The organism is Synechocystis sp. FACHB-383 (genome assembly GCF_014698605.1).
GTDB lineage: Bacteria > Cyanobacteriota > Cyanobacteriia > Cyanobacteriales > Microcystaceae > Synechocystis > Synechocystis salina.
In genome coordinates this window covers 162628-174375 of record NZ_JACJTJ010000041.1, presented here as the reverse complement: position 1 = coordinate 174375, position 11748 = coordinate 162628, and the positions used below count along the sequence as shown (strand labels likewise).

Genomic DNA, 11748 nt, shown 5'->3' with positions numbered 1-11748 from the left:
GACTAATGTTCAGTGTTCGGCAGACATGGCTTTTCTTCTCTCCTTTTTCTACTGCACTTACCGCTTTCTCTCTTAGATCTATACTGTAGGGGGCTGGCATCGCTTTTTTCCTAACTCTTTCCCTATATTATGTCCTAACCTTAGCAATCTTTGCTATAAAACCTAATACTTTATCAAAAGCCATTAAAAGCCCCCCTGTCTCCCCAAATTTGAGGGAGAGCTAGAGGAATTCTTCCAGTATTGCCGGAGCTTCAGTGGGAAAAATAAGACTTTTCAATCGCTTTCTAGGTGGCTAATTCGATGGCTATTAAAGAACGATTAACCAACCGGAAGTTGGAGGGTTTCGGCGCAGAGCCACAAAGCTCGGGGCACGTGGAAACAGCCTTTCCATTTACCTCCCTTGAGGTTGAGTAACACTTCTCCTCGGCGATTCAAGTAGCCAAACCATTCCCCGTACTCAGGATCGGCGAAATGACTCCAAGCGTAATCATGGACCCGCTCAAACCATTGCCAGCATTTTTCTTGGCCGGTGGCTTGGTGACCCTTGGCTAGGGCAACCAGGGTTTCCAGATGTACCCACCAGAGCTTTTGATCCCATTCCAGTTGTTGGGGAGGGTGGCCCTGGCGGTCGAGGAAATAGAATATGCCACCAAATTCTTCGTCCCAGGCATATTCCAGGGTGTTCAACACCACTTCAATTGCTTGCTCCTGTAGCTGGCGATCGCCGGAGCGTTGGGCAATGTCCATCATGAACCACATGGCTTCAATACCGTGGCCTGGGTTAAGCAAACGCCCTTCAAAGCTATCGACAAATTCTCCATTGGGAGTCACCGCTTCCCGCATCAATCCTATTTCCGGGTCGAGGAAATCCGTCATTACTTCTTTGACGGTTTGAGCCAACACTTCTTCCACTGTGGTGGGGGGCAATAACCATTCCATCTCTAGGGTGAGGTTGGCTAGAATCATCGGCACCGCCAGGGATTTGAGCGGCCTAGTGCCTGGGTAGGACTTTTCGTATTGACCTTTGGGATTATGCTGACGCCGTAGAACGTTGTTGTAAGCCTGGAGGGCAATGGTTTTGGCTTCTTCCTCTCCACTGGCTAGGGCATATTGACTAAAGGCCATGGCGGCGAAGCAATCGGAAAAAACGTTATAGGGTTGACGCAGGGGTCTGCCTTCCTGATCCAAAGCAAAATACCAATTACCGTCTTGATCTCGGCCGTGGCGAGTTAAAAAATCAGCACCATGGCGGGCAATTTCTAACCATTGGGGCCTTGGTTCCAAACGGTTATAAAAAACGGCAAATTGCCATACCTGACGGTTTTGTAGCCAAATGAATTTATCTGTGTCAAAAACCTGGCCTTTACGATCTAGACAGGTAAAGTAACCTCCCCCCTGGCGATCGAGGGAATATTTTTCCCAAAAGGGCAACACGTCCTGGTGTAGGGCCTGGTGATATTGCTGGGCTAGCTCCTGACGGCGATGGGCAATCATACAATTTAACTATTAATGATGCGATGGATGGCGGTGCACAATGGCTCAGTTTTCAGACAACAAAACAACATAGCACGGCTGGGCAAAACTGGCTTTTTGCTCCGGGGGGAGTAGGGTAAAAATTTTTCTATCATTGACGACTGTGAAAATTTGTTAAAAATCCTTACTTTGTCAACAAAAAGCGGGATTAATTTCAGTCTTTAAATCATCATTAAATAAAGGAGACATTTTTTCTTCCTCCGCCCAGTGTTGCCTGCCATGATTTGTTTGCCTCGTCCCCTTTTCCTTTCCCTAACGGCGATCGCCACCGTCGGTTTTTGTGCCTTGGGCCCTGGCCTAGGGGGAGTTTTACCTAGTCGGGCGGCCCTGACTCCTCCCTTTATTGCCCAGGAAAGGGATTCCGCCGTTGCCATAGAACAAAAGTTGTTGGAGGGATTTACGGAACTGGAAAATGGTTCCCCCCTTAAGGCGATCGCCATTTTTACCCAGGTGATCGACACCGATGGCCAGAATGCCGATGCCTATAATTTGCGGGGGGTAGCCTATATGGTGATCGAACAGTACACCGCCGCCTTGGCGGACTTTGACCAGGCCATTGCCCTGAGCTCCAACGATCCAGCCATTTATTTCAATCGAGCTAACGTCCACGGAGTACTGAATAATTACCAAGGCGCGATCGATGATTGTGGCCAGGGAATTTTGCTTGATCCCCAGGATGTAGATCTCTTGATCTGTCGAGGCCAAGCCCAATTGGGGTTAGAGCAACCCCGCCAAGCCATTCCCGATTTTGACCGGGCCATAGAGCTTGATCCCCGTTCTGAAGAGGCCCATTATTTTCGCGGGCTCTCCTATACCATGGTGGGCAATTACGAACGGGCTTTGGCTGATTTGAACCGTACCATTCGCCTCAATCCCTCCAATGCCGATGCATTTATTCTCCGGGCTGGCATCCGGTCAGAGCAGGGTGCAGTGGAAGAATCCCTAGAGGACATGATCCAAGCGATTAATTTGCTTGATCGCCAAGGGGAATTGGAAAAAGCAGCAGAAATTCGCCAATTATTGGGCTATTGATCCCATCCTCAGGTGAGGGCCAGGAAAAATTGACTAGAAAATCAGCAATTCCTGACCAGGGTTGAACGGCCAATAATTAACCCCAAGCAGAACTGCTATGATTGACCTCTGAGTTTGAGAATGTGGCAGGCTTTTCCTATGGCTGACTGGCAGGTAATTGAGGGCAACATCACCGCCCCCAAAGGTTTTAAGGCGGCAGGCATCACGGCGGGACTAAAACCGTCCGGTTCCCCGGATTTAACCCTGATTTACTCCGAAACTGAGGCGATCGCCGCTGGAGTTTTTACCACCAGTCAAGTGCGGGCGGCCTGTGTGGACTATTGCCGCCAACGGTTACAGGCTAAGGCCAGTGCCAGAGCTATTTTGGTCAATTCCGGGCAAGCCAATGCCGGCACCGGCAAACAGGGCTGGGACGATGCGGTGGAGTCCGCCCAACTGTTGGCCCAGGGACTAAACATTTCCCCCGAAAGTATTCTGCTGGCTTCCACTGGGGTCATTGGCCAACGGATCAAAATGGAGCAGTTACGCCAGGGTATTGCGCCATTAATCCAATCCCTTGCCCCCAATGGCGGAGACAAGGCCGCAAAGGCAATTATGACCACAGATTTGGTGCCCAAAACCATCGCCCTGGAAACGGAAATTGACGGTCGGCCGGTAAGGATGGGGGGCATTGCCAAGGGATCCGGCATGATTCACCCCAACATGGCCACCATGCTGGCCTTTGTCACCTGTGATGCGGCCATTTCCACTGCCCTCTGGCAACAGATGCTGAGCCGAGCCACCCAAAAAACCTTTAATCAAGTGACGGTAGATGGGGACACTAGCACCAATGACAGTTTGTTTGCTTTAGCCAATGGGGAATCCCGCACCGCCGCCATTACGGAAATGGGCCCCAATGCCGAGAAATTGGAAGCCATGCTCACCGCTGTTTGCCAACATTTGGCCAAGGCGATCGCCAGGGATGGGGAAGGGGCCACCTGTTTGATCGAAATTCAAGTAACTGGGGCCCCCGACGACCAAGCCGGTAGGGCCGTGGCCAGAACCATTGCCGGATCCTCCTTGGTGAAATCTGCCATTTTTGGCCGGGACCCCAACTGGGGGCGCATTGCCGGGGCCGCGGGGCGAGCCGGAGTCAAGTTTGACCAAAATAATCTACGGATTAAATTAGGGGATTACGTTCTCATGGACCAGGGGCAACCCTTACCCTTTGACCGTTCCGCCGCCAGCAATTATCTCAAACAGGCCGCCGCTGGAGCTTATTTACAGCAGGACACAGTGCTAATTCAAGTGGATCTGGGCACCGGTTCGGGCCATGGTACTGCCTGGGGCTGTGATTTGAGCTACGACTATGTACGGATCAATGCGGATTATACGACCTGATCTGTTTAGTCCCTGGGATAAAATCTAGTCCTATTGCCTCGCTCTGTTGTTAGACTAGTATCCATGACCCGTTCTATCCCTAAAATCCGTGAGCAGTTAACTCAGATTGAAAATCAAACGGCCATTCTGGGGCATCACTTTGCTGCCACCTATGACCAGTATGCCCAACGCCTGGGGCAAATTCTCCAGCAACAGGGGGTCTATGCCGTTTACCAGATTTGTACGCAAATTTATCCCGATGCTTTTCTCCAGCTAGACTATAGTCCCCGCCACAAATTTCAGAGCCAATTACGCACGGCGATCGCCAAGTTTTATGATCAACTGCTAGTAAACCTGGAAAAGGAAGGGATTTTTTGGGACTCTTCCCGCCAGGAGCAAATTGTGCCGGAACCGGAGGGGAATACAGAGGACGCCGAGGAATTGATCCTATTGGGGAACGATGGAGACAACCCAGAAGAGGAAAAATCAGAAGATAGCAATATTCCAGACCTACAGGAAATCAAAGACTTTCTCAGCCAAGCTTTACAGAAAGAAGGCCTATCCCTAGAAATGCTATTGCCCCAAGGAATGGGAGCCACGGAGGCGAAAGCACCCACGGTGATCAAAACTCCCGAGGATCTACAAAAATGGCATTTACAGGTCGAAAAAATCCTGCACCGCAGCGTGGTGGCCCTGTCAATGAACATTAATCGTTTGCTCACTGCCAGTAAAATTATTCCTCCCAATCTTCCCCTACACATTCTCGAAATGGCCCTACAGTCGGAAGATGACCGCCTAGCCCCCAACCGAGAAAAGATGCCCCACGTGGTCAATTTATTGATTGAAAAAGCCCAAAAGCCCGAGTCGGAAAATGTCTCCCCACCCTCCACTGACGAAGGGGAAGAAGATACGGAAAACGATGACGATGAAGACCTCTCCCCAGAAGCCATAGAGGAATTGATTCAGCGGTCTAAACGGGGACAAATTAGTCGTTTGACAGCCCTGAATTTACGGCTGAAAGATCTCGAATTTAGTGACGTTAATTTGGGTTTAATTCGTAAACAAATTCACACCTATCTAAAGGATCTGACCAAACTGGAAAAGCAGTATCGTCAGTTAGAGCGACAGCAGGTAACGGCCAAGGCGGAATTGGCCTGGCGTAGTACTTGGCAAAATCAAGACAATGGTGGAGCCTAGTGAGGTTTATCCAATAAAAACTGGCCAGGAAATTAGTTGGAAACCAGATACAAGTTCCCCAATATTACCGGAACTTTTAGGGGCGATTTGAGAGCAGACTAAAACCTTGCAAGTCAACCTGTAAAGGGTCAACCATTTTAAGCCTTAGACCTTGGTGGCACGGTTACGACTACCTTCCACTTCCCTCACTTTTTTACCCCGCCAGAATAATCGGATGGGGGAACCGAAAAAGCCCAGTTGTTTACGAAATTGCTTTTCAATATAGCGGCGGTAATTGTCGTTAAACCGGTTGGGATCGTTCACAAATAAGGCGATCGCCGGTGGTTGGGTAGAAACCTGGGTGCCGTAATAAATTTTGCCCTGTTTACCCTGGCGGGTGGTGGGGGGAGAATGCCAACTAACGGCTTCTTCTAACACTTCATTGATCACAGCGGTGGTGACCCGACGGCGATGTTCTTGGGCGGCAATATCCACACAATCAAGGATTTTTTGTACCCGTAGGCCGGTTTGGGCACTGACAAAAATCATTTCGGCCCAATCCATGAAATAAAGCCGAGCCATCAACTGCTCCCGATGTTCGTAAATGGTGTAGGAGTCCTTTTCCACCGCATCCCATTTATTGATCACCAGTACGACTGCCCGGCCATCTTCAATGATGCGCCCCGCCAATTTCAGATCCTGTTCTGTTACCCCATCCAAAACATCCAGTACAAATAAGACCACATCGGCCCGACGAATAGCCTTAAATGCCCGGTTGATGCCAAAAAATTCTGCGCCATAGTCCACATTCTTTTTCCGCCGAATGCCGGCAGTGTCAATCAGGCGATATTTTTGGCCGTTGCGTTCCACCACCATATCGATGGCGTCCCTGGTAGTGCCGGAAATTGGACTAACAATGGCCCGTTGTTCTCCAGTTAAAGCGTTGAGCAAACTGGATTTACCCACATTGGGACGGCCGACGATCGCCACTTTGATCTCATCTTCCTCCAACTCCTCTTGGGTGGGGGGCAAATATTCCAACAGAGCATCGAGTAAATCTCCTGTGCCACTACCGTGGATGGCCGACATGGGGTAAGGTTCCCCCAGCCCCAAATGCCAAAATTCCGCCGCTTGAATAGCACCTTGGTCAGGGGATTCACATTTATTTACCGCTAAAATTACCGGGACGGATTGTTGCCGGAGCCACTGGGCAATTTCCTCGTCGCTAGCGGTGGGACCCTGTTGTCCATCCACCACAAAAATGGCCGCTTTCGCTTCCGCTAGGGCCAAGTTAGCCTGTTCTCGGATTTCTGGTAAGAATTCGCTGTCATCGTTGAACACTAACCCTCCCGTATCTACCACTTGGAAATCCCGGTCTCGCCAAAAAGCTGGACGATAGGTACGGTCCCTCGTGATGCCTGGCTGATCATGGACAATCGCTTGCTGGTTGCCGGCTAAACGATTAACGAAGGTGGATTTACCCACATTGGGGCGGCCGATGATGGCGACGATGGGAAGGGACATAGAAAATTACAAGCAAAAAATTGAGAATAATGAAGAGAAATCCGTGGCTTTGTGGCGATCGCCGTCAAACAAACTTAAAGAAAACATTTATTTCCAGCTTTGGCCGAAATTAATACGTATTCTAAAAAATAGGGATATTATGTCTTCTGATGGGTGTGAGTTTTGAGTGAGGAATAATTACATGGCTTTCAAAAAACCAACTCAGGCGCTTGGTCTACTAGGGGCATGGTTAATGCTCGGAGCCTGGAGTGGCGACACGGATCACCATAGTATCAGTTCTCCGCCGGCTTTGGCTGACCTATCATTGGTCTCCAACAAAAAAATTCTCCCTATCTTCACTTCAAACAACTATTACAGTTCGACTACTCCTCTTTTCCCAGCAACCCTGGTTAGCCAACGTCCCAGTCAATCCGGCGATCGTTCCATTTTAATTGTCGAAGAAGAGGAAGATAATTTTGCCGTTCTCCAAGCCATTACTCTCACCGTTGATAACATAATTTTGCATATTAATGGGCAACAAACCGCCGCTGAGCTGATCTTAGATCCTCGCACCAATCGTTTAGCTCTAGTGGTAGAAGGAGTAAAACTAGCCGATTCCATCCCCATCAACCAGGACAATGCCGGCCCCGATGGCACTCTGATGAAACGTCGCCTCAAAATTAAACAATTAGACCGGGGTGTGGTGGAAGTTAGTCTTAATGCCCAGGAACAAAGTTGGGCCGTCCGCTCCCATAGCCAAGGTTTACTCTTAGCCCCTATGGCGATCGCCAGCACAGAGGAAACCCTAGAAGTTGAAGTTAGGGAGGAGGTTAGTCAAGGAGAATTATCAGCTGAAGAAACTTTAATGCTTTCTGAGGCAACGGCGATCGGCGGAGAAGGAGCAGAAGGAACAAGTGTAGAAACAACAGTTACAGAATCTTCTCACCTTACCCAAACTGACAAACTCGAGATTATTACTGGCCCCATTGACCCCACATTTTCTCCCGAAGAAAGTACCACTGAAATTATAGAAACAGCAATAGAAAACGATAGTAGTCAAGAAAAAATAGAAGTAGCTCAGACTGATCAAATAGAAACAACAGAAGTTGAAATCATAGAAACCGAAACCCTTGACAGTGTTGAATTTATCCGAGAGCAAGGGGCGGAAGAATCTCCCCAAAAACAGCCTGAAATTACCACACCTTTATTACGCCAACCTTTAAGACTATTACACCTGCCCACAGCCAACCAACTTTTGCAGGGACAAGTACTGGGCACATTTGGTCAAACCCAAACCTTTGGTGGGCCAGGTACGGGTAATCAAACCTATTTTATTTATGCTGACTGGGGACTAACTAATGACCTCCAAGTCGGTTGGTCTTTTATGTACAATGACGACCCGACCTACAACGCTGTTAATGGATCTTTTATCGAGCAGTTATATCAATCCACGGGTCCTAACCTAAAATACAACATTTACAGCGATGAAAATTGGGGTATCGGCGTCCTAGGTTCCATTGAGCAATTTCAAATTTATAGTGGCCCTGGACTATTCAATAATGCCACTTCTCCCACCTTGAGTAGAACTGTTGCCGGGACCGTACAACTCCCCATTTCTTATAACTTGAGTGAACAATTTCAGGTTACTTTTACACCGGCAGTTAATATCTTTTCTGATAGTCTCAATAGCGTTCCTTTTTACGGCACGGTCTTTAGCGTGGGATTGGGAGCAAATTGGCGTGTTTCCGAGCAACTTTCTCTTTTTGGCAATACCGTGGTTCCCCTATCGGGCGGCAATTCTATCAACACATCTAGGGAAATATCTAAAACTCCCATTTGGTCTTTCGGTGCTAGTTATGCATTTAGTAAAGCTGTAGGTTTTGAATTGAGCTTAACCAACGCCTTTGGCGGTACCCCGGCTACCGGTGTTTTAACTTTACCCACCGCTGCTAATGAAATTTTGCTGGGAGCTCAGTTCAAAATAGCCCCCTTGGGCAAAGAGGTTCATCATGTTGACTATACCGACCGGCAAAAAAGACTATTGTTTGACTGGTTTACCCTCACAACTCCCTACGTTTTTCCCACCGATGATTTCGGCATACGTTTTACAGCGGATACGGGGGGCAGTGTGGGTGGAGGAATTTTTTACAGCGTTTTGCAAAATTTCCAAATGGAGTTGCTCCTTTCTTCCATTGGTGGTTTTGACACCCAATCAGTTATAGACTCATCCCAGGGAACAGCGACCCAATGGCGTTTAGGGGGCAAGCTTTTATTTTTAAACCAAGCCGATGGGGATCCCCTCTCAATCAGTGGCCGTTTGACTGGTGGTCGTGATATCAGTGAAGCAGAACAAGGATATTTTATGCTTGAATTTCCCTTTATGTATGAAGTCAATAATCAATTAGCTTTGCTATTTTCTCCCAAGGCTGCAATTACTGGTGGCAAAACTCCGGTGGGTTTGGGGTTAGGGGCGAATTATCAGATTTCCCCCGTCATACAACTAATTGCGGAAGTGACTCCCCTTGTGACTGGTGAACGACTGGTATGGTCAGCCGGTTTAAGACTATTCCCTTTGGAAAACTTGGCGATCGATTTAATGGGTACCAATGCCACTAGTCAGCTTGATTTGGGAGAATTATTGGCGGAGCCGGGCACTCGCTTCTCCGCAGGCATACAATGGCGCTTTGGACAGGGCTCTAGTAAATAGCAAATCTATTTCTTTCTCCCTTGGACCAATAAATCTTGGGTTTTGACTTTCCGGAATGGGGCAATTAAGATTTATGGCGGATCTGCCGCTTAGCTATATGGCCATAGACGTAAAATCTCTGCCCTATTCTTTTCTAAATTCCAAGCAGGCACAGTTATGGATCTTGGGCTCAGGGAAGAGGGGAAAAAACGGTGTGCCGGTGGGGACTGCTAAAATTGTGGGGTCTTCGGACCATGTCCCCGGACAAATGATCTTAATTGATGGATTGGTGTAATCGGAAACAACCATGCGAATTTGGCCAGTGGTTCTGACAGGATTAGTTCTCATTTTCCTTTCCCTTAGTGGTGGTTGGGCGATGGCCCAGACCTGGGCTCCCCATGGCCAACCGAAGGATAGCTTAATAGCCCAGGCAAGCATTCCACAGAATTTGCCCCCAGTTATTCCTGACAATCCCCGTTCCGTTGATCCGATTCCGACCCGTTACCTTCCCGGTTTTGAGTCCTATATTGAAACCTGCACTGGCTGTCACATTGCTCTGCCACCGGAAGTGTTGCCCCTGGAGTCCTGGCAGGAAATTTTGCGCCGTCCGGATGTTCATTATGGGGTCAGCATCCCTAATATTAATCGTCTGACCCAGTTACTCATTTGGGATTATGTGAGTACCTTCTCTCGACCATTACCCCCCAATACCCCAGTTCCCCTCTATGCGGAGAAATCACGCTTTTTCAAGGCTCTACACCCAAGGGTTCCTATGCCAGAGGAGGTAACAAGCAATACCTGTGTCACTTGTCACCCCGGGGCAGAGGTTTTTGATTTTATTACCTTGGCTCCCCAATGGCAGGACGCTCCCTAGGCAAAGGCTGATATAAACAGGCAAATGCCACTGAAAATAGTTTTTGCCCTGCCCGAGGAAGGGGGATTGTGCTCCTACGAAGCTAGTACTGAAGGAGTTTTAGCAAAAATCATCCGACCAGCGGAGGTTTGTAAAGCTGAAGTAACAATGACCTGCAATTCTGAGCCCACATGGTTGCGTCCTTCTTCCACCACCACCATGGTGCCATCTTCTAGGTAACCTACTCCCTGGGAAGCTTCCTTGCCTTGTTTGACGATTTTTAATGCGAGGGAATCCCCTGGCAGGTAAATGGGGCGCACTGCCTGGGCTAAATCGTTAACGTTGAGAATTTGTACTTTCTGCAAATTGGCAACTTTGCTGAGGTTGTAATCATTGGTCAGTAAAATGCCATTGATTTCCTGAGCCAAATGGACTAGTTTGGCGTCCACGGTGGCAATGTCGTCATAATCAGCGGAATGAATGACAATGCTTTCGGGAAAATCCGCCTGGATACTGCCCAGAATGTCCAAGCCCCGCCGGCCGCGCACCCGTTTTTGGTCGTTGCTCGCATCGGCTAATTGTTGCAGTTCCGCCAAGACAAATTGGGGCACTAATACCTGACCTTCAATAAAACCGGTGGCCAATAGGGGTTCAATGCGGCCGTCGATAATGCAACTGGTATCAACAATTTTGGGCGCGATGGGTTTGAGGGTGCCCTCGGCCAACAACATGGTTTCAATGCTGTTGGGGTTAATGAGGCGCATGAAGGTGCGGCCATGGGTGTCGGCCAAACTAATGCCAAGAAAGGCAAAAATAACACTGCCAAACACTGCCAGGGTGGGCTTGATAAACGAAAATTCCCCTGGAATGGGTAACAGAAAGATGGGGGCAAGCATGAGGTTGGCAATCAACAAACCAATGACCAAACCCACTGCCCTGGTGAGAATGGTTTCAATGGGGGTTTGACGAATCTGGTTTTCCAATCTGCGGTAGGTAGTTTGGGCCACTAGCCCGATCGCCAGGCCGATAATGGACATAAATCCCGCCGCCAGCCATCGCAGGGCGTCCATGTTAGAAATTTGCATCTGCACGGAATCTGGTAACAGATCCACCACGGCGAAGCCGACCCCTGCAAAGGTGAAAATGGAGAGGAGAATAATAACGGCGTCTAACATGGCAGAGTTATGGAACTGGCGTTGATAACTTGGAGGCGGCAGGAAGTTTACAAAAATTGTTCAATCTGGATGGATTTTCCCAATTGGTAACTTTTCCTGAAGTTCCATATATTATATCCGCCTGGCCTGAAACTGATGGGATAGTATAATTGGTGAAGACCTCGTTTCTAAAGCCATGAATGATAATACCTCCGCCTCGCTTCGGGACTCTGAAAAAATAGAAGTTTCCATTCAGTTGGACTCGGATCTGATGGATCAAATTCAGCATTTGACCAATGAGCCGAATCGGGTAATTGAAATGGCTGTGAAGCAATGGCTAAGGGGGGAAAAACAACGGGATGATGAGCTAACCCGCAACTTACGCCGCAATCCCCCCGTTCCCCCCCGGGGAGAGTGGAACGACTAATTTTTCTGGCTTTCTCAGGGAGAGA

The 11748-nt window shown here is 48.7% G+C and carries 9 protein-coding genes and 1 pseudogene; 6 read left to right on the top strand and 4 right to left on the bottom strand.

Annotated elements, in window-relative coordinates; translation table 11 throughout:
* Window positions 1-100: pseudogene (locus H6G45_RS19580) on the bottom strand (IS630 family transposase); the annotation flags it as partial.
* A 218-nt stretch (window positions 101-318) separates the two neighbouring features.
* Window positions 319-1494, bottom strand: a complete 1176-nt coding sequence (locus H6G45_RS12655) for an AGE family epimerase/isomerase (RefSeq protein WP_190598768.1) — start codon at window positions 1492-1494, stop codon at window positions 319-321.
* 258 nt (window positions 1495-1752) lie between these two features.
* On the opposite strand from H6G45_RS12655, the gene H6G45_RS12650 reads away from it, so the two are divergent.
* From H6G45_RS12650 to H6G45_RS12640, 3 genes are all read left to right on the top strand, one after another.
* Window positions 1753-2565, top strand: a complete 813-nt coding sequence (locus H6G45_RS12650; protein ID WP_199309748.1) for a tetratricopeptide repeat protein — start codon at window positions 1753-1755, stop codon at window positions 2563-2565.
* Between the two features lie 120 nt (window positions 2566-2685).
* A complete protein-coding gene (argJ, locus tag H6G45_RS12645) occupies window positions 2686-3945 on the top strand; it encodes a bifunctional ornithine acetyltransferase/N-acetylglutamate synthase (RefSeq protein WP_199309747.1) in 1260 nt (419 codons plus the stop codon).
* 63 nt (window positions 3946-4008) lie between these two features.
* Window positions 4009-5121: a hypothetical protein gene (locus H6G45_RS12640; RefSeq protein ID WP_190598765.1), complete on the top strand. Its 1113-nt coding sequence runs from the start codon at window positions 4009-4011 to the stop codon at window positions 5119-5121.
* Between the two features lie 144 nt (window positions 5122-5265).
* On the opposite strand, the gene der is transcribed toward H6G45_RS12640, so the two are convergent.
* Window positions 5266-6624, bottom strand: a complete 1359-nt coding sequence (gene der / locus H6G45_RS12635; RefSeq protein WP_190598764.1) for a ribosome biogenesis GTPase Der — start codon at window positions 6622-6624, stop codon at window positions 5266-5268.
* Window positions 6625-6805: 181 nt separating this feature from the next.
* On the opposite strand from der, the gene H6G45_RS12630 reads away from it, so the two are divergent.
* Both H6G45_RS12630 and H6G45_RS12625 read left to right on the top strand, forming a co-directional pair.
* Window positions 6806-9310: a hypothetical protein gene (locus tag H6G45_RS12630; protein ID WP_199309746.1), complete on the top strand. Its 2505-nt coding sequence runs from the start codon at window positions 6806-6808 to the stop codon at window positions 9308-9310.
* 286 nt (window positions 9311-9596) lie between these two features.
* The gene (locus H6G45_RS12625) at window positions 9597-10163 is read left to right on the top strand and encodes a hypothetical protein (protein ID WP_190598762.1); all 567 of its coding nucleotides are present in this window, start codon (window positions 9597-9599) and stop codon (window positions 10161-10163) included.
* 74 nt (window positions 10164-10237) lie between these two features.
* On the opposite strand, the gene H6G45_RS12620 is transcribed toward H6G45_RS12625, so the two are convergent.
* Window positions 10238-11317: a PIN/TRAM domain-containing protein gene (locus tag H6G45_RS12620; RefSeq protein ID WP_190598761.1), complete on the bottom strand. Its 1080-nt coding sequence runs from the start codon at window positions 11315-11317 to the stop codon at window positions 10238-10240.
* 175 nt (window positions 11318-11492) lie between these two features.
* On the opposite strand from H6G45_RS12620, the gene H6G45_RS12615 reads away from it, so the two are divergent.
* On the top strand, window positions 11493-11723 hold the full coding sequence (locus H6G45_RS12615) for a hypothetical protein (RefSeq protein WP_190598760.1): 231 nt from the start codon (window positions 11493-11495) through the stop codon (window positions 11721-11723).
* Window positions 11724-11748: the final 25 nt, after the last annotated feature.